At 54.2% G+C, this 18,006-nt stretch carries 14 protein-coding genes; 7 read left to right on the top strand and 7 right to left on the bottom strand.

The genetic code is table 11. The annotated features are described in order from the left end of the window. The first annotated feature begins 417 nt into the window (after positions 1–417). Together H8B13_RS01285 and H8B13_RS01280 are read left to right on the top strand one after the other, a co-directional pair. Complete coding sequence (locus tag H8B13_RS01285; RefSeq protein WP_187309021.1) at positions 418–978, top strand: cupin domain-containing protein; 561 nt, start codon at positions 418–420, stop codon at positions 976–978. A 101-nt stretch (positions 979–1,079) separates the two neighbouring features. After that, complete coding sequence (locus tag H8B13_RS01280) at positions 1,080–1,643, top strand: nuclear transport factor 2 family protein (RefSeq protein ID WP_261990179.1); 564 nt, start codon at positions 1,080–1,082, stop codon at positions 1,641–1,643. Positions 1,644–1,696: 53 nt separating this feature from the next. Here the strand turns inward: H8B13_RS01280 and H8B13_RS01275 are convergent, their stop codons facing one another. The 4 genes from H8B13_RS01275 to H8B13_RS01260 form a co-directional block, all read right to left on the bottom strand. Then, the gene (locus H8B13_RS01275; RefSeq protein ID WP_187309020.1) at positions 1,697–3,016 is read right to left on the bottom strand and encodes an outer membrane beta-barrel family protein; all 1,320 of its coding nucleotides are present in this window, start codon (positions 3,014–3,016) and stop codon (positions 1,697–1,699) included. Between the two features lie 34 nt (positions 3,017–3,050). Next, positions 3,051–3,191: a hypothetical protein gene (locus H8B13_RS01270; RefSeq protein WP_187309019.1), complete on the bottom strand. Its 141-nt coding sequence runs from the start codon at positions 3,189–3,191 to the stop codon at positions 3,051–3,053. A gap of 323 nt (positions 3,192–3,514) precedes the next feature. After that, the gene (locus H8B13_RS01265; protein WP_187309018.1) at positions 3,515–4,159 is read right to left on the bottom strand and encodes a carboxypeptidase-like regulatory domain-containing protein; all 645 of its coding nucleotides are present in this window, start codon (positions 4,157–4,159) and stop codon (positions 3,515–3,517) included. Between the two features lie 612 nt (positions 4,160–4,771). Further along, entirely contained in the window at positions 4,772–5,026 is a 255-nt protein-coding gene (locus H8B13_RS01260) for a hypothetical protein (protein ID WP_187309017.1), read from the bottom strand. 298 nt (positions 5,027–5,324) lie between these two features. Between H8B13_RS01260 and H8B13_RS01255 the strand changes: the two genes are divergently transcribed. Both H8B13_RS01255 and H8B13_RS01250 read left to right on the top strand, forming a co-directional pair. Beyond that, positions 5,325–6,188 (top strand): endonuclease/exonuclease/phosphatase family protein, encoded by an 864-nt coding sequence (locus H8B13_RS01255; protein WP_187309016.1) that lies wholly within the window; start codon positions 5,325–5,327, stop codon positions 6,186–6,188. Between the two features lie 326 nt (positions 6,189–6,514). Next, positions 6,515–7,789, top strand: a complete 1,275-nt coding sequence (locus tag H8B13_RS01250; RefSeq protein ID WP_187309015.1) for a cellulase family glycosylhydrolase — start codon at positions 6,515–6,517, stop codon at positions 7,787–7,789. Between the two features lie 90 nt (positions 7,790–7,879). Here the strand turns inward: H8B13_RS01250 and H8B13_RS01245 are convergent, their stop codons facing one another. The 3 genes from H8B13_RS01245 to H8B13_RS01235 all read right to left on the bottom strand — a co-directional run bounded on the left by H8B13_RS01245 (position 7,880) and on the right by H8B13_RS01235 (position 15,017). Beyond that, positions 7,880–11,275 carry a DEAD/DEAH box helicase gene (locus H8B13_RS01245; protein WP_187309014.1) on the bottom strand — a complete coding sequence of 1,132 codons (3,396 nt, stop codon included), beginning with the start codon at positions 11,273–11,275 and terminating at the stop codon, positions 7,880–7,882. A gap of 87 nt (positions 11,276–11,362) precedes the next feature. Then, a complete protein-coding gene (locus H8B13_RS01240) occupies positions 11,363–12,961 on the bottom strand; it encodes a protein adenylyltransferase SelO (protein ID WP_187309013.1) in 1,599 nt (532 codons plus the stop codon). Positions 12,962–13,202: 241 nt separating this feature from the next. Beyond that, a complete protein-coding gene (locus tag H8B13_RS01235; protein WP_187309012.1) occupies positions 13,203–15,017 on the bottom strand; it encodes a PDZ domain-containing protein in 1,815 nt (604 codons plus the stop codon). Positions 15,018–15,272: 255 nt separating this feature from the next. Here H8B13_RS01235 and H8B13_RS01230 point away from each other — a divergent pair, with 255 nt between their 5' ends. The 3 genes from H8B13_RS01230 to H8B13_RS01220 all read left to right on the top strand — a co-directional run bounded on the left by H8B13_RS01230 (position 15,273) and on the right by H8B13_RS01220 (position 17,609). Then, complete coding sequence (locus H8B13_RS01230) at positions 15,273–15,713, top strand: hypothetical protein (RefSeq protein ID WP_187309011.1); 441 nt, start codon at positions 15,273–15,275, stop codon at positions 15,711–15,713. Positions 15,714–15,782: 69 nt separating this feature from the next. Continuing rightward, positions 15,783–16,532 carry a ThuA domain-containing protein gene (locus H8B13_RS01225; protein ID WP_187309010.1) on the top strand — a complete coding sequence of 250 codons (750 nt, stop codon included), beginning with the start codon at positions 15,783–15,785 and terminating at the stop codon, positions 16,530–16,532. 84 nt (positions 16,533–16,616) lie between these two features. Then, positions 16,617–17,609: an SDR family oxidoreductase gene (locus H8B13_RS01220; protein ID WP_187309009.1), complete on the top strand. Its 993-nt coding sequence runs from the start codon at positions 16,617–16,619 to the stop codon at positions 17,607–17,609. Positions 17,610–18,006 lie beyond the last annotated feature (397 nt).

Here is an 18,006-nt window from a genome sequence, read left to right as displayed (position 1 = left end):
GGCAAGCGCCGCTAAAGCATCGCCAGATTCATGTGCTACACATCTCCGACTTTACACATTATGAAAAGGCTACTTCTGCCTAAGCTGTACAGATTGTAGAGCTGCATAGTTGTGTGTAAGTGATAGAAGAAGGCGAAAAGGGATTTGAGATGCCCTTTTTACCTCCTTATGAAAATAAAAAGCCCCCCGGATATACTCATCAGTACATCATAGCAAGTTGTTGAGGCTGAGTACACACGGCGACTCGTTGTTCGCTTCTCAGCAACTCAGATAAAGAATGTAGTAAATAATAAATCCACTATATTCAACTAATAACCAAGATGATATAGTCAGATCATCTTTAGACTTACCGCAGCCAGCTGGCGGACCGGCAGCTAACAAGGACTACAGAATGTGGCACTTTTAAACATACCCATTATGGAGCGCAGACACTTTATTCAGACTTCACTTGTCGGCTTGCCACTGGTAGCTGGGGGGCAAATCCGGCCCGCCTCCACTTCACCCGGCAAGGGATTCAAAGTAAGCGCCGGCGAAGGTCGGCTACACGGCCATATGAAGCTGTTGGGCGTCAACTCTAACATAATGGACCTCAAGGTATCAGGCAAAGACACCAACGGCGGCTTAGCCATTTTTGAGCAGACCAGCCTCTCGCCCGGCCGGGGCACTCCCCTGCATGTGCACTTCAAGCAGGACGAGGTATTTTATGTGCTGGATGGCGAATATTACTTCCAGGTTGGAGAAGATAAGTACTCACTCAAAACGGGCGAAAGCATCTTCCTTCCCCGCCAAGTGCCTCACGCCTGGACTCAGGTCAGTCAAACCGGCCGCATGACGGTGACATTTCAACCCGCCGGGAAACTGGAAGAGTTTTTTGTGACGCTGGCGGCGCTAAAAACGGAACCCACGCCCCAAGAGATTGCGAAAATATTTGCTGCCAACGAGATGAAAGTAGTGGGTCCGCCCTTGAAGATTGGCTAGATTCGAAGCGTCAGGTTACCTTGAAATACAAAGAATAAGCAGCTCTATTTTACTAGCTATTTTTAGAACGTAGTAGTATAAAAAAGCCTCCTGGTTGGTCTATGGAGATTCGTTTCTGTCTATTTCGCTCAAACTACTTATTCACCACAAAATCGCACTCAGCCAACGTAGCAGCACTGTTTGGCATAATGCTGATGCTCGGGACAACGGCCTGCTCAACCAGCAAACCGGCGGCCCCGCCACCCACCGCGGCAGTGCAATTGCCTGAGTCGAAGGAGTTGTACACCACCATTGCCCGCCTCGACAGCGCCATGTTTGCGGCCTTCAATCGCCACGACGCAGATCAATTGCAAACCTTTTTCGCCGAAGACCTCGAATTCTACCACGATAAAGGCGGCCTGGCCGATTTTCAAAAAACAATGGCCGGCTTTCGGAGCCTGTTTGAGCAAAACAAAACGACCGGCTTGAATCGGCAACTGGTGCCCGGCAGTTTAGAAGTGTATCCAATTCCGGGCTACGGGGCCGTAGATGCCCACCTGCACCGCTTCTGTCACGTGGAGAACGGTAAAGATGACTGCGGCACGTTCAAGAATATGATGGTGTGGCGACTAAAAGACGGCCAATGGAAAGTAACGCGCGTCGTCAGCTATGACCATGACCACTGATATAGCTTGCCTAATTACCTTCTAGAAAAGCTCCCCAAGCAGTCCGATAGTAACTATTGAGCCCGGCGCTTTTCGTCTTCGGCGCCGGTCTTGCGGTTGGTAGAAGTCAGCTTGTCATTGCCGAATTTCCAGCCGAAAGAAAGCGTCAACACGCGCGTATTGCGGCGGATGTATAGCTCCTGGCAGTAGTCGTTGTAGATGAAAGTGGCGCGCAGCGGCGTGGTGTAGAAGATGTCGGTGGCAGCAAGCTTGATGGTGCCTTTGCAGTCGAGCACTTCCTTCTTCACGCCAATACCGACTTGGCCGAAGGGCTGAAACTCGAAGAAGCCAACCCGCTGCTGCGAGCTATACCGGCCATTCAATTCTGCCCCCCAGCCCTTACCGAAAGTGAAGGTGCTGTTGCTACTGAGGTTGAAGGCCGGCTGACCTTTCTGGAGCGACGTACCTGCTAGGGTGCCATCGTAGTGGATGTAATAGAACACAGCGTTGTTATAGATATTCAGCCACTTACCTACCGTAATGGGCGCCGTGAGCGTGAGGGCCGCGTACTGCTGCCGATCCAAGTTCACGTTGGTCGAGACCGTTGTGGTATCGGTTTCGGGGTACGCCACGTCGGTGATGGGGTCTTGGGTGACGCTGTAGCTAAAGCCAGCGGTAAACTTCTGATTGAAGGTATAGTTCAGCTCCATGTTGTAGCTGGTTTCGGGCCGCAGATTGGGGTTACACTTACCCGAAGTAGCCAGATCGATGATGAAGCGGAAGGGATTGAGCTGACCGTAAGAGGGACGATTGATGCGCCGACTCAGGGACATCGTTACCTCGTTTTTGTCGGTGAGCGTGTATTGCAGGGCCGCGCTGGGAAAGAGTTGGTAGTAGTCGCGCTGGAAGTATTCGGAGGTCACTATTTGCTTGCCGGTGGCGTAGGTCTGCTCGCCGCGCAGGCCTGCCTGCACGTTCAGCTTATCTACTGTGTGGTTTAGGTTCAGGTAAGCGGCGGTAATAACCTCGTCGTAGCGGAAGCGGTTGGTCAGATTCTGGTCAATCGTGGTGCGCCCTTCGGTGGTATTTTTAAAGAGAATATCATTGTCGGCATACACCTGACTGGCTTTGGCGCCGGCTTCCAAACGGGTTTTGGCGTTCAACGACTGCGTGTAGTCAGCCTTCACCGCCTTGATGGTCAGTTCGCTGGTTTGGTCGCTGGCCACGGTATAATCTGGCAGGCCTAATAGCTCGAAAAACGAGGTCTGGCTTTGTGTGCGGTGAGTGTTGTAGCGAGCGTAATCCACGTCGGCGGTTAGCTCGGGGCGGCCTGTACCCTCACCGAAGGTATGTTTGAAGTTGACGTTGCCCGTTATGTTAGGGTTGTTGCTCACGCCGGTGCTGAGGGCGCTATAATAAGTTCTCTACCTACCCCGCACCATCATAAAAAGTACTCGTGTTGACGCCAGTATAGCCGGGCTTGGGATTCGGCACCGCAAAGCCCATAATAACGCCCCCCGTAACGGTATTCTTCGACACATTAACGTCGGCCCCAACCTTATAAATCAAGAAGTGATCTTCGAATACTCCGCGGTTACGCTGGTCCGCGGTTCCTATGAGCACTAGCGATCCATTACCCTCCGACCCATAGAAAAAGCGGAAGGTGTTACGAATTTCAAAATTCCGGCGCTTGGTGTAAGTGAGGGGGCTGAAAACGTTGAGTTTTTCGCGACGATGATTTCCTGATAAGCTGCTGGTAAACTTGCCGTATTCCCCACGGCCTTAGCTGATATTTGCGCTGCCATTGGTGCCCATGCGCTGATCTTTTTTGAGGTTGATGGCGATGATGCCGGTCCCGCACTGAGCGTCGTATTTGGCCAGTGTGTTCGTTATCAGCTCGATGCTTTTGAGTTGGTCAGCCGGTAAGGTTCGCAGGTAGTCTCGGCTAGCTCAGTGCCGGTCATGGGCTGGCGCTTGCCGTCAATAAGCACCAGCAAGCCTTGGCGGCCGCGCAGGGCCAGATTGTCGTTGCCGTCCACGGTAACGCCGGGAGCGCGGGCCAGCACGTCCAGCGTGGTGTTGCCGGCAGCCAGCGTCGAGCCTTCCACGTTTACTACCGTACGGTCGGCCAGACGCTCAAACAAGGGCTTCTGCCCTACTACCTGCACTTCCTTTAGCTGGGTAGCGGCACTCTTTTGCAGCATGATAGCTGGCAGCGTCATGCCGCCAACTGGTAGCGTAAACGGCTCCGTCCAGTGCCGTAAAAAGCCTAGCTGCGCCGCCGATATCCGGTAGCGTCCTTCGGTCAATCCTTCGAAGCGAAAAGCCCCCTGGGCGTCGCTAAACTCCGTTTTTACTACCAACGAGTCGGCGGCTTTGTGGAGGGTGATGGTGGCATAATCGATGGGCGCGCTAGCCGCCGTACGCACCTTGCCGGTGAGGCTGCCAGGAGTTTGGGCCGCGGCCGAAGTAGAAACAAGCCACGCAAATAGTGCCAGCAGAATTTTGGCTACGAAATAAGTAGAGCTAGTACGCATAATGCCTCGGAAGATGATAGTGGTTGGGATAGAATCACATCAGAAAGCCGCCACTTGCAGTGGAGCAGCAGCCTACGAATCCTCATTTCGCTAACCGCAGGGCATAATGCCGACGGCAGGCCACTTGTAGCGGCCCTGAATCAGTTGCCTGTCCGGTTGCGCGTGGCCGGATCAGAAATACATGATTGGGAATAGAGGAGAATTCAAACGTGGACACCGTAAAAAATCGAAAAGGTTACAGGCGGTGTAAACTTTTTATTTGTCGCGTCTGCTCCGAGGTCACTTAGAGGCTAGTTAGGCTCTTCAGTACTGGGCATAATGAATATAGAACGTCATGCAGAGCGGTAGCGAAGCATCTCGCGTGCTGATGTTGCCACGCTAACTGTCATGCTGAGCGGAGTCGAAGCATCTCTCCCGCTTCATTAGAATTACTACTTGTGTAGAGATGCTTCGACTCCGCTCAGCATGACACAATCTGGTTTTAAATTTCTTCTGGTACTCACTTAATTGGATAGATGGATAGAAATCAACGCAATTGAACTTCACAAAAAGCCCCACCCCGAGCCAGTACTGGCCAGAGGTGGGGCTTGTGCATAACTTCCAACGGAGCACCTACAAATTAGGGTTGAAGTTGGACACGTTAGTATTGGGCGAACTCGTGCCTTTGTTCTTATTGCGGTTATAGAGGTAAGCAGCCCCGGCGGCTAATAATGCCCCAGTAGCCAGCTTGCGCCCAACGCCTCCAGAACGACCGGTATTACCGTATTTACCAGTAGCAGGGTTTACGCCCCTTCTACCACCGCCAAACAGGCCCGAAATCAGGCCGCCTAGTGTACCGCTCGAGCGGTCAGAACCGAATATGCTCATGATTGACAAGGAAAATGGTGTAGGCTATATAACGCAGCTAGAACCAGCTAGGTTAGTGCTAAAGGGCTCTAAATCAAGGACCGCGTTCAATAAGTATGCGCGTAAGTTTAGCGTAGCGTAACTCATGACCTGCCAAGCAAACGCCAGTCGTTGGGACTGGTGATGCGCTACATCACAACAAAACCAGCACGAGTTACGCTACGCTATACTTGCGCTGGTTTCAACCTACCAAAAAAGCCCCCCATGCAGGTGATCAGCGGCAAGAGCAATAGTTGGCGTTTACTTTTTTCTTTTCGCTATGTGTTTATCTGCGTTCAAAAAGATTCTGTTTGTAGCGCTATTGCTGCTTGGTAGCCGGGTAGAACTAGCTGCTCAAACGATGAGGGTGGCTACTTACAATATCCGCTACGACAACCCTCAGGATACAGTCAATGGCTGGCGCCAACGGATGCCGCACCTAATCAATTTCATTCGTTTTCAGAACTTTGACGTCTTTGGCACCCAGGAAGGGCTTTATCACCAGCTCCAAGACATGACGCGCCAAATGCCGGACTACGCCTACACAGGCGGGGGCCGCGACGACGGTAAGCAGGCCGGGGAGTTTTCGGCTATCTTTTATAAGAAAGACAAATACCAGCTGCTTAAGCAAGGCACGTTCTGGCTCTCACCTACGAGCACCGTTCCGAGCAAGGGTTGGGATGCCGCACTGCCGCGCGTTTGCAGCTGGAGCCAGTTGCGGGAGAAAAAAACAGGCTTCACGTTCTACTTCTTCAATACCCACTTCGACCATATGGGCACAGAGGCGCGGAAAGAAAGCGCCAAGCTGATTTTAAGCAAAGTGAAAGAGTTGGCTGGCCCCACGCCAACCATCCTGACGGGTGACTTCAACATCGATCAGCGCAACGAGAGCTATACTATTCTCAATACGGCCAGCAACCTGCGCGATGCCTACCAGCTGGCGCAAGTGGTGTACGCGCCCAACGGCACGTTCAACGACTTCAATTCGCAGCGCAAGACCGACGCCCGGATTGATCATATTTTTCTGAGCCCCGCTTTCAAGGCCACTCGGTATGGCATTCTAACGGAAACCTACGGCGATGGCAAAACGCCTTCCGATCATTATCCGGTGGTCGTGGAGGTTCAGTACACTGTGCAGAAATAAGCTTTTACCTTTTCAGGAAACCAACTTGTCCTAATTAAAGGAGCAATCATGGGTAGAGATAGAGGTTGATATGTCAATGTTTCTTAGACTAATTGCCCCCCACTGGTCCCACTGGCGCGGGTTTAGCGCAGCGTAACTCGTGACGAATCATCTAATGGAGGTTGTAACTACACTGCCGCAGAGCGGCAAATCAGAATCGCACCATCGTGAATTCAACGCCAGTCGTTCGAACAGGTGAGGCGCTGCCTCACAACAAAACCAGTGCGAGTTACGCTACGCTAAACTCGCACTAGTTCTAACCTAACCCAAAAAGCCTCCAGAACTCTATGAAGCTCCCCCTTTATCTTTCTCTGCTCGTACTCACCACCGCGGCCTACGCTCAGACTACCCCCATAAAGGTTGAGGTGAAACAAGCCAATGGCCGCTACGAGCTGCTGCGCGGGGGGAAACCTTACTTTATAAATGGAGCTGGTGGGGGGCAATTTCCGGAGCGCATCAAGGCCTACGGCGGCAATTCCATTCGCACCTGGAGCACCAATGACGCAGATAAGGTACTGGCCGATGCCAACAAAAACGGTCTCACTGTTATGCTGGGACTCGATGTGGCCCGCGAGCGGCACGGCTTCGACTACAACAACCCGCAGGCCGTGGCCGAACAGCTGCAGAAGCTGCGCGCCGAGGTGGTGAAGTATAAGGACAATCCGGCGGTGCTATTCTGGGGCATCGGCAATGAGTTGAACCTGGAGTACACCAACCCAAAGGTCTGGGATGCCGTGCAGCAGATTGCCCAAATGATTCACGAAGTAGACCCCAACCACCCCACCAGCACCGTGTTGGCCGGTCTCAACCAGAAGGAAGTCGACTATATCAAGGCCAAGTGCCCGGCCGTGGATATTCTCAGCATTAATACCTACGCTGGCCTAGCCGCCATTCCGCAGCAGGTGCGCACCACCGGCTGGACTGGCCCTTACGTGGTGGCTGAGTGGGGCCCCACCGGCCACTGGGAAAGCCCAGTTACGCCCTGGAAAGCTTCAGTAGAAGAAACCAGCAGCCAGAAGGCAGCCGTGTACCAGAGCCGCTATGAGGCCTCTATTGCTAAGGACAAAACGCAGTGCCTAGGCACCTACGTGTTTTTGTGGGGCCAAAAGCAGGAGCGCACGCCCACCTGGTACGGCATATTTACCGAGGACGGCAAGGAGTCGGAAGTGGTGGATGTTATGCAGTATCTGTGGAGCGGCAAGTGGCCCCAGAATCGGGCGCCGCACCTGGGGGGCTTTGTACTAGACGGGAAGAAATCTACTGACAATATTTACCTGCAAGCTGGCCAAAGCTACCCCGTCGCGGCTACCGTCACCGACCCCAACAAAGACCCGCTCACTTACCGCTACGAGCTGCTGCCCGAAAGCACCGACCTCAAATCCGGCGGCGACCGGGAAAGTCGCCCCGTGGCCATTCCCGGCTTGATCCCGACTGGCGCAAAAGGCCAAACCAAGCTCACCGCCCCCACAAAGGAAGGCGCCTACCGCTTATTCGTGTACGCCTATGATGGGCACGATAATGTAGCAACGGCTAATATTCCGTTTTATGTGAAGGCAAAATAGAGCTATTTACAAGCTGTTAAATCAAGTGCTATACAACCACTAGAACGTCATGCTTCGCGCTGCATGACGTTCTAGTGCCTAGTGAGTAACTCAACTAAATAGCTCTAGCAGCTCCTGTTTTGTCAAGGATTTCACCAGCGCCGTGTCGGTCTTAATTAGCTCGTAGGCCAATTCCCGCTTGCCATCCTGCAGCTTCATGATTTTCTCCTCAATGGTATCGGGGCAGATGAGGCGAACGGCCACCACTTTTTTATTTTGGCCGATACGGTGGCTGCGGTCGATGGCTTGGTTTTCCACGGCCGGGTTCCACCACGGGTCCACGAGGTAGACGTAGTCGGCTTCGGTCAGATTTAGCCCCGTGCCGCCAGCTTTCAGGCTAATGAGGAATACGCGTACGGTTTCGTCTTCTTGGAAAGATGTGACAGCCGCGGCACGATTGCGGGTTTGGCCGGTGAGGTATTGGTAGGGAATATCGCGTTGGTCGAGTTCACGCCGGATCAGGTTGAGCATGCCCACAAACTGCGAGAAGATCAGGATTTTGTGCTGGGGGGCTTTTGTGCTGATTTCTTCCACCAACGCCTCCAATTTGGCTGAGGCTGAGCCGTAATACTCCTGCTCGCGCAGCAAGGCCGGCGCATTACATATCTGGCGCAGCTTGGTTAGGCCCTGTAAGATGTGGAGGCTGCTTTTGCGGGGTGTTTCTTCGTGCAAGCCCATCAGCTTCGCCCGGTACTCCTGCTTGCAGGCCTCGTACACCCGGCGCTGCTCGGCGCCCATTTCGCAGTAGAGCACCATTTCCGTTTTGTCGGGCAGTTCGGCAGCTACCTGGGTCTTGGTGCGGCGCAGCACAAACGGGTTGATTTTGCGTTGGAGCGCCCGCGCCCGCTTCGCGTCCTTAAACTTATCAATGGGCGCCGCATACAAGTCCTGGAAGTGCTGCCGACTACCCAGCAGGCCAGGACAAGCGAAGGACAATTGCCCGTACAGATCATAGGTATTGTTCTCAACGGGCGTACCCGTAATTACCACGCGGTTGCGGGCCTGCAGCAAACAAGCAGCCCGGTAGCGCTGCGAATCCGGGTTTTTGATGGCCTGAGCTTCATCCAGAAACACGTAGTTGAAGCGGTAGTCCTTCAGCCAACGAATATCCGACACCACGGTATTGTAGGTCGTCAGCACAATATCGGAGCCGTCAAACTCGCGGGTGTGCAGGCCACGGTCGGCGCCGTGCAGGACGTGGACACGCAGCGTAGGTGCAAACTTTTCTATCTCCGCCAGCCAGTTGAACACCAGCGAAGTAGGCACCACAACCAGGTTAGCGCCTGGGGGGCTTTTTTCGCGTTGCAGCAGGATAAAGGCCAGCACCTGCAGAGTTTTACCCAAGCCCATATCATCGGCCAGGCAGCCACCGAAGTTGAAGGTATCCAGGAAGTTCAGCCAGTTCAGACCTTGGTGCTGATAGTCGCGCAGGGTAGCGCGCAGGTCGGGGGGCAAATTCACGGGCTTTATACCGGCAAAATCGGCCACGGCAGCTTTGTAGCGCGCTAATTGGTTTTGAGCGTTGGGAAGCAGCGCTTCCGGCTCATACAATTCTTCGAGAGTAGCGAAGCTGATGCTGGGCGTCCGAATATGGTCCTCAACCACCTCGCCCGCCGCGAAATAGCTCGCAAACTTCTCGACCCATTCCTGGGGCAAAATACCGCGGGTACCATCGTCGAGCTGCACGTAGCGGCTCTTGTTGCGAATGGCTTTGTGCAGATTGCGCATAGACGCCTCTTGCTTGCCAAAGCGCACCCGCAGCACGGTATCAAACCAATTATTCTCGCCCGTCACGCGCACGGTTACGTGGGCTTTGTTGGGGTTGTATGTGTTGCTCTTAAGCTGATTAAAGCCCAGAATGGTGACGCCTAAGCTGCGCCAATCCTCAAAAGCATCCAGAAACCACTCCTCCTGCAAAAACTGGCTTTTCGGCACGTACAGACTTTCCTGATTTACCTGCTCCTGAAAATCTGGATAATGGCGCAGCAAAGCCGCCAAGTAGCTATTTTCCGCCGCAGCATCCCGCGCTAGCACAAAGGCTCGGCCCAGCTCATCAGTAGCATACAACTGCCGCCGCGACAGGATAGACACTTCCGTGGGACCATAGCGCATCACGGGCAGCAGTTCCACGTGTCCCCCAGCATCTGATAGATAAAGCAGTAGCTCAGGACTTTCATTGAAACCACTCTCCGCCAACTGCTTCGACGTAGCGGGCCGCATATAGCCGTAGGTGATGTGCAGACGGTTTTCCAAGTTAGCCAGTACGTCACGCTGAAACTCACCGAACTTCGATTGGTGAATGAGCAGGGTGTTGTTGCGCTTTTGAAAAAACTCCACCACCCGCCATACATCTAGGTCATCAAGTAAGTACAAAGCCCCATGCACGGCTACAAAATACTCGTACTGAATCGAAAGGCCTTTCAGATCGAAGGGCTGATCGTGGAGCCACAGCTTGCCACTAACTTGGTAATAATCCCCCTGCTGCTCCACCAGTATGCGCAAGTCCAGCTTGGTGTGCCGGAGCTTCACCGGCGTAACAGACTGGGCCGTGATATTGTCGGACACGCTCGTGTTGTGCGCATACACTGGCAGGCCAGCGGGGTTCTGCACCACCGCCCGCAATGCACTGATGGCGGCACTTGTACGGGTGTCTTCGTAGTTGCGCTGAAAGTGAGAAATGGCGGTGTAAAACTTAACCTCGTCGGGGTGCTGAAGCTGCCAGATGCCATCCAGCGGGTTGATGACATTTACCGGGTTTTTGACTTTGCCCGTGGCCGTCATTGCCGCTTCCGCCAAGTAGATAGTCAGGTGTCCGTAGAAGCGGTGCTTGCTCAATACCAGCAACTGTTGGCTGGGGGGCAAATCTGCCGCCGGCCCACGTTTGACAGGGAGCAGCTGCGTTATCAATTCCTGCTTGGTAGCAGCCGTAACGGCATATAGATCAGGTCGCCGTGGCACTGCGGCAACTAACGCTGGACGGCTGTAGATCAACTCGAAATGAGCATCAAGATCATCCGCCTGCTCTAGGCCATAGTCGCGGGCCTGGGTGCGCAGGAAGGTGTGGCGGGCGGGTTTGTCGAAGAATAGGCGAAGCTCTTTGCGCTGCACAATACTAAGCAGCACCAGCGCCTGATGCTCGCACAAGCTTGTTTTTGGAATAGTACAGGCGCAAGACACTACTAAATCTGGGCCGGTTTGCTGCACCACTACCGTCGGGAAGCGCAACTCGCTGGCCGCGTGCGCTACGCTGGTAAACGTGCCACTATCCAGCACCAGTGCTTCGGGCTGAATAGCTGCCAACATGCGGCTATCCGTGGGTGGTAAGCCCACGCAATGCAGCCCAACAATTGTACTCGTCAGCTCAGCTACAGTTATAGCCGGCAGCACATACTTGTGCGGATGCGGCCCGGCCGTCGATAGCAAATGCGATTCCTCAGATTTTAACATGCAGTAAGCAGCACAAAGCGCGCTGACGGAGGCTACCCAGCAAAGGTAACTTCCATCAGCGCGCTTTGTGTCTTGGCTAAGCTTTTCCTAAGAGCTGCACGACAGAGTTGCGCACCCAGCCTTGGTCCTTGCCCAGTCGGGGCGTTTGGCGGCTAGCTCATCGTGCTCCGGCTGCTCGGCAAACGGTGTTTTAAGCACTTCCATCAGTCGACTCAGAACTGATAAGTCACCGGTTTCGGCGGCTTCGATGGCTTGCTGCGCGAGGTAGTTACGCAACACGTACTTCGGATTAGCACTGAGCATGCTTTCGCGAATAGCCTCCGGATCGGCAGGCTCTTGCCGGAGCCGGTCGGCATAACGCTGCAACCATTGAGTCAACAGTTGCTCTCCTTCGGGTGACGTGCTGTACGATGCAGCCTGGAGTATCTCTTGGAACAAAGCTGCTTGGTTTTCCGGGCTTGAAATCAAAGCAGGAGCAGCCTGCGAAAGACGGCGGAAGAATGTCGTCATGTCCACTTGCGACTCGGTGAGGGCTTCGTGCAAACTTTCAATTAAGGCATGATCATCCGACGCTTGATTCGTAAGACCCAGCTTGCGCAGCATCATAGTATGTTGGGTTTCGGCCAAAGTCTTCGTGTACTGATCGAGGCTTGCGCGCAGTGCTTCTGGCTCTTTTACCAGCGGCACAATGGCCCGCGCCAATTGGTACAGATTCCAAAGCGCCACCTGGGGCTGCTGGCCGAAGGCATAGCGGCGACTACTAAAATCCGTGGTGTTGGGCGTCCAATCAAGGTCATACGGCTCCAACCAGCCATAGGGGCCGTAGTCGATGGTGAGACCGAGAATGGACATATTATCGGTGTTCATTACTCCGTGCACGAAGCCCACTGACATCCAGTGTGCTATCATGACTGCCGTACGCCGACATACTTCCTCAAACCAGCGCATATACACTTCTGGCGAAGGTGCGCCCAACTCGGGATAGAAATGTTGAATTACATAATCGGCGAGGGCGCGCAGGTTGTCCATCTCGCCGGCCACGGCCATCATTTGGAAGTTGCCAAAGCGAATAAACGTAGGCGCCACGCGCGCCACCACGGCGCCCGGCTCGTCCTGCGGATTGCCGTTGTAGAACATATCGCGCACCACCGTATCGCCGGTCCCTACCAAACTGAGCGCCCGCGTGGTAGGCACGCCGAGGTAGTACATGGCTTCGCTGCACAGGAACTCCCGCAAAGAGGAGCGCAGCACCGCGCGGCCATCGGCGCGGCGGGAATACGGCGTGGGGCCGGCCCCTTTCAACTGTATTTCCCAGGTAGAACCGTCGGTGGCCTTGAGCTCGCCTAAGGAAATGGCGCGCCCGTCGCCAAGCTGACCTGCCCAGTGGCCAAACTGGTGTCCGCCGTAACGGGCCGCAAATGGCTTCATGCTATCCGTGATGAGGTTGCCGGCTAAGGCGTCCACGGCAGGTCCGCGCTCATCTGGGCGGGCGATGCCTAAAAAGCCCCCCAGATCATCGGACCAGGCTAGCAGATGCGGGTCGCGGACGGGTGTGGGCTCAATGCGCGAGTAGTGGTAGCCAGGTACTTGACGCGGGTTTTTATTGCGAGATGCTTCACCGCGCAGTTCCTCCACAAAGGAGTTCTGAAAATCGGCTTGATCTAATTGCTGCGTGTTTAAGGACATATCTATTCGTTATAACGGTCAGCCGGAGCATTCCGCCTTTCACCTATTGCTGATGTACTGAATACGATGAACACACATAATACGCTACTCATTCAGCCCAATGCGCATTATTACGGCATTTAGTCGTTAGTCTGATGTAGCGCGTACTGTTTATCAGATGATAAGCGCTTAAAAAAGCAAAGCGCTCCAGCTGCTGTGGTAGCTGGAGCGTTTTGACATCTTGTCCGACCAAAAAGAGGTCTTATAAATTCTTCATCCAGGCCTCGCGCAGTGCTAGCTGAGCGGGCGTGGCAGTGGGGTTGGGCACGAAAGCGTAGCTCTTCACTTCATCCGTAGCAGCGAGGCGCACGCGCACAATCTGCTCTTTGCCGTCCCGACGAATAGTGAGCGGTAACTCGGTATTGGGAGTACGCTCGCGCACCTTACCAAACACGGAGGCAAAGTTGCGGCGGTCCACGAACGTGCCGTCGACGCCCGCAATTTGGTCGCCGGCGCGAATGCCGGCGGCTTTCTGTGGAGTACTTGGTTCGGTCACATACACTTCATCGCCGCGCACCTGATAAGATGCCTGACCGATGGTAGCGATCTGGCGGCCGGTGCGCAGGGCGCGGTCGTAGCGGATACCCACTTTGGCAAAGTACTCTTGCAACGGCAGTGGCTCAGCCTTTTGGATGTAGCGGGCGAAGAAGTCGCCGATTTCAGGGTAAGTAAGTTGGGTAAAATCCTGGAAGAAGTTCTTTTCGCTGATGGGCTTATTGGGGCCGTATTTCTGGGCCAGTTCCAGCAACACTTCGCGTAGGCCACGCTTGCCGCCACTTAGCTCCAACAGGCGCAAGTCGAGCAAGGTGGCGGTAAGTGCGCCACGTTGGTAAATGTTGCCGTATTGCTTCTGTCCCTCATCACCGAACGAGTTCAGGCCTAGCTTGCTGAGGCTATAGGTAGTATCGGCGCGGGTTTGGTTGTAGACGACTTTGTCGTGCAGGGTTTCGAGGTAGTCATCGAGCGAAACGAGGCCGCCGCGCAGCTGCATGGTGTGGGAGGCCCACTCCGTGACGCCTTCGTACAGCCACAAGTGCTCCGAGCCAGTCGGGTTCACAAAGTTGAACTGCTCGATAATTTCAGAGTGAATGTTCAGCGGCGTCACAATGTGAAAAAACTCGTGGGCAGCAATATCGACTACGTTTTGGGCCGACTCAGCATTGAGAGGCGTTTCGCGCAGCACGTATTCCGAGCTGTATGAGTGCTCCCAGGCACCAGCCGACTTATCAGCAAAATGATAAAGGAAAGCGTAGCGCTTCACCGGCAAATTGCCCCCCAGAAAGCTTTGGGCAGCATTCAGCATCTTCTGCATGTAGCCAAGTAGTGGCTCGGCCTGCACTTGGTCGGTGGCGGAGTAGCAGTAGAGGGCCACGTCGGCGTCGCCAAGCTTGGTGCTGGCTTCGGTAAGGCGACCCAACAAAATGGGTGAATCGACGGCGTGGTCGTAATCGTCGAGGCGGTAGTAGCCTTGCGCATCGGGAACGAGCACTGTTCCTACTTTCCAGTCCTTTGGATGCTCCAGCTTAAGGCGCAAAGGCTTGGCTTGCATATCTTCGGGGTAGCCCAAAATAGTCTGGCCGTTGAGCAGGGCGTGGTCAGTTTCCAACGACGAGCCGCACATAAGATAGATCGGGTGTTCTTCCACCTTCGTATCCCAGGTCTCGGCAATCGTGTAGCGGATTTCGCGGGTTTTCTTGGGATTATCGAGCTGCCACTGATTAGTTGACAACTTTTTGGCCCCCAATGGTTTGCCTTTGGCATCAAACGCCTCAAACTTGCTCACAAAGCGGCCCATGTCCATGACCTGGTAGGTACCGGGCGCGGTGGCAGCAAACTGATAGATGTCCTGCGACTTCTTGAGCTTGGGCAGCTGAAGCTTCACCTGAAACTCGTTGCTGTTGGCTGCCGGGTCCATCGTGACGGTGTAGGTTAGCTCTTTGACGGATTGGGCCTGGAGGGCGGGCGCAGTCGTGGCCAGCAAGGCCGCCAAGGCGGCGGTGCGAAAGAATGAAGGCATGCTTTGGGTGGAGTAAGAAAGGAAACGAACCAAGCGAAGGTAGCTAGAAAGCTATTGACACGTTTTCCTAAATCGAGACGCATTCAATTCTTGAACTGAGGAAGTGTATATAGGCTGCTTAACAACCTTCATTAAGCAGTTGCTGCTAGGCTGTTTTCACCTTTTTCAGAATTGAATATAGAACCCTATACCTTTTTGCAGAGTACTAGCGTTCAGCCTTATAAGCACCTATATACCTACATAAAAAATCTATTTATGAATCAGACTTTATTCACTGGGATAACTATTGTATCACTGTCTCTTTCGGCGCTTTCCGGCGTCGCACAAACTGCTATTCCTACGCCAGTTATTGGCGCAATTGTTACCCAGCTCCAAATGGCGCAGGCCGACACAGTACTAGCCATTCGTCGGCTTTTTCAGGAGCAACGCCAGCATTCCCGACTTGGCGGCGTAATTGGCTTGGGCTTTACAGCACTATGGTTTCCCGTGATGCTCAAAACCGAAAGCACGCTACCCAGTCTGGCAACAACGGCGGTTACTAGCGCGGGCGGGGGATTTGCGGGGGCTAGTATATACAACCTCATCCAGTTCAGTCGAAAACGGGAACAGAAACTGCTACTAAATTGGCAAACTGGCCAGCCTCTCCCAGCACTAATTAGGAGCCAACTGACAGCGAAATATTTTACGCCAGAGTAGTTTTAGTAACTGCATTGACGCAATTAATTACTTGCTAAATACCTGTTTTTTGACCTCTATTTCCATCCTATGAGAAGCCTACAGCTACTACTATTTCTTGTTTGTGGAATTTTATCAGGCTGTTCTACCTCGGCCACCAATTCTACGCCGCCGGACGCGCCAGCACCCGCCATTCTGGTTTTTTATAAAACCGCTGGCTTCAAACACGAATCTATTCCTGTTGGGCGGGCTGCCATTCAGAAGTTGGGGCAGGAAAATGGAATAAAAGTCGATACAACGGCAAATGCCGATGCCTTCACTGCTGACAATTTAAAGCAGTACGATGCCGTCGTGTTTCTTAGTACCACACAAGACGTGCTCAACGATGTGCAGCAGGCGGCCTTTGAGCAATATATCCGCTTCGGCAAAGGCTTTGTGGGCATTCACGCCGCCACCGATACCGAGTATGGCTGGCCTTGGTACAACCGCTTGGTCGGGGCCTATTTTAGCAGTCATCCGGCCATTCAGCCAGCTATTATCCGCGTCACCAACAAAGCGCATAGTGCTACGTCTTTCCTGCCCGATACCTGGCCGCGCACCGACGAGTGGTACAACTTTAAGAACATTCAGCCCACCATTACCGTGCTGGCTACGCTGGATGAGACCACCTACTCCGGCGGCACCAACGGAGCCACGCACCCCATTGCTTGGCACCACGAATTTGACGGCGGCCGGGCTTTTTATACCGCTGGCGGCCACACCAATGAAAGCTACCAGGAACCGCTGTTTCTGCAGCATATTCTGGGGGGCATTCAGTACGCTATAGGCAAGCGGAAGTAGGCTTCGAGGCAACAAGCTGAGCTATAACTCCGCACTTAGCAGCCCGTTAGACTCTAGGGTACTTCCCTCTTATTCCTTCCAGCAATGAGAAAGCGTAATCTACGCGGCGCCACGGTGGTTATCACGGGCGCCTCCAGCGGCATTGGCCGGGCAGCGGCTCTCACGTTTGCCCGCCACGGCGCCCGCCTCGTGCTGGCGGCCCGGCGCGCTGAAGTGCTGACCGAAGTAGCCGCTGAGTGTCAACGACTGGGAGCCGCCGCCCTCCCCATACCCACCGACGTGACCGATGCCCAAGCCGTAGCGCAGCTTGCGGAAGCCGCAGCGGCTTTTGGGGGGCAAATTGACGTCTGGATAAATAACGTGGGCACGGGTGCGGTAGGCGAATTTGACAAAACCCCACTGGCAGCGCACGAGCAAGTTTTGCGGGTTAATCTGCTGGGAAATCTGTACGGGGCGTATGCGGTGCTGCCTTACTTCAAACGGCAGCAGCATGGCGTTCTCATTTTTATGAACTCCTTAGGGAGCTGGGTACCAATGCCATATACGGTGGCCTATAGCACCAGCAAGTTTGGGCTGCGGGGCATGGCCGAAGCGCTCCGCACCGAGCTACTCGACTCGCCCGATATCCATGTGTGCAGCGTGTATCCGGCTTTTGTGGATACGCCCGGCTTTCAGCATAGCGCCAACTATTCGGGGAAGGTGGTGAAGCCCGTCCCGCCCATATTTGCCCCCCAGCAAGTTGCTGATACGTTGGTGGCTCTGGCTCAGCGGCCCCGCCCCAGCGTGATGGTGGGCTGGTCGGGTCGGGTAATGCGGGTGTTCCGGGCGGTAGCGCCGAATGTTACACAGTGGTCTATGCTGCGCTTTTTTAAGATTGCGCAGCGCAATGCTGATCCGGCGCCGGTAAGCGAAGGCAGCATATTTGCCCCCCAGCCCGCCCCACATGGCACCAATATTTCCGGCGGCCACCGAGCCGACTCAACTTCGGCTGGAAGTAAAGCGTGGCTGGGCGCGGCACTGGTTGCGGGCGTGGCGGCTGGGGTGTATGCGTGGCGGCAACGCAATCAATCTGAATAGATACCAGAGAAGCCGCAACTGATTAAAATTGGCTGGCGCTTTTCTATAAAGAGTGTTATGCAGAGCAGTAAGTGCATCCAGCGGCGACGAAGCATCCTGCATGCTGGGGTTGCATTGATAAAGGCAGTCATGCAGAGCACCGCGAAGCATCTCGCGGGCTTATGTTGCCAAACTAACCGTCATGCTGAGCGGAGTCGAAGCATCTCTGCGGCTTCGTTAAGAATAGTAACCAAGAGAGATGCTTCAGCAAGCTCAGCATGACTGCCTTTTGGAATGGATTACTAACCTCTCATCAGCCCGCGAGATGCTTCGCGGTGCTCTGCATGGCATATGATTGGGTTGATTAAAGAGTGAGGGTTTGCTTTACCTACTTGTTGGTATCTACTTGCTTACAGCG

This window comes from Hymenobacter sp. BT188 (assembly GCF_014333585.1).
GTDB lineage: Bacteria > Bacteroidota > Bacteroidia > Cytophagales > Hymenobacteraceae > Hymenobacter.
Note: the sequence above shows the minus strand (reverse complement) of the source record. Positions and strands in the feature narration are given on the sequence as shown.

Coding starts and splice junctions, on each gene's coding strand:
- H8B13_RS01280 (WP_261990179.1), top strand. CDS start 1,080: ATGGAGATTCGTTTCTGTCTATTTCGCTCAAACTACTTATTCACCACA.
- H8B13_RS01235 (WP_187309012.1), bottom strand. CDS start 15,017: ATGCCTTCATTCTTTCGCACCGCCGCCTTGGCGGCCTTGCTGGCCACG.
- H8B13_RS01245 (WP_187309014.1), bottom strand. CDS start 11,275: ATGTTAAAATCTGAGGAATCGCATTTGCTATCGACGGCCGGGCCGCAT.
- H8B13_RS01265 (WP_187309018.1), bottom strand. CDS start 4,159: ATGCGTACTAGCTCTACTTATTTCGTAGCCAAAATTCTGCTGGCACTA.
- H8B13_RS01285 (WP_187309021.1), top strand. CDS start 418: ATGGAGCGCAGACACTTTATTCAGACTTCACTTGTCGGCTTGCCACTG.
- H8B13_RS01225 (WP_187309010.1), top strand. CDS start 15,783: ATGAGAAGCCTACAGCTACTACTATTTCTTGTTTGTGGAATTTTATCA.
- H8B13_RS01255 (WP_187309016.1), top strand. CDS start 5,325: ATGTGTTTATCTGCGTTCAAAAAGATTCTGTTTGTAGCGCTATTGCTG.
- H8B13_RS01260 (WP_187309017.1), bottom strand. CDS start 5,026: ATGAGCATATTCGGTTCTGACCGCTCGAGCGGTACACTAGGCGGCCTG.
- H8B13_RS01230 (WP_187309011.1), top strand. CDS start 15,273: ATGAATCAGACTTTATTCACTGGGATAACTATTGTATCACTGTCTCTT.
- H8B13_RS01220 (WP_187309009.1), top strand. CDS start 16,617: ATGAGAAAGCGTAATCTACGCGGCGCCACGGTGGTTATCACGGGCGCC.
- H8B13_RS01250 (WP_187309015.1), top strand. CDS start 6,515: ATGAAGCTCCCCCTTTATCTTTCTCTGCTCGTACTCACCACCGCGGCC.
- H8B13_RS01240 (WP_187309013.1), bottom strand. CDS start 12,961: ATGTCCTTAAACACGCAGCAATTAGATCAAGCCGATTTTCAGAACTCC.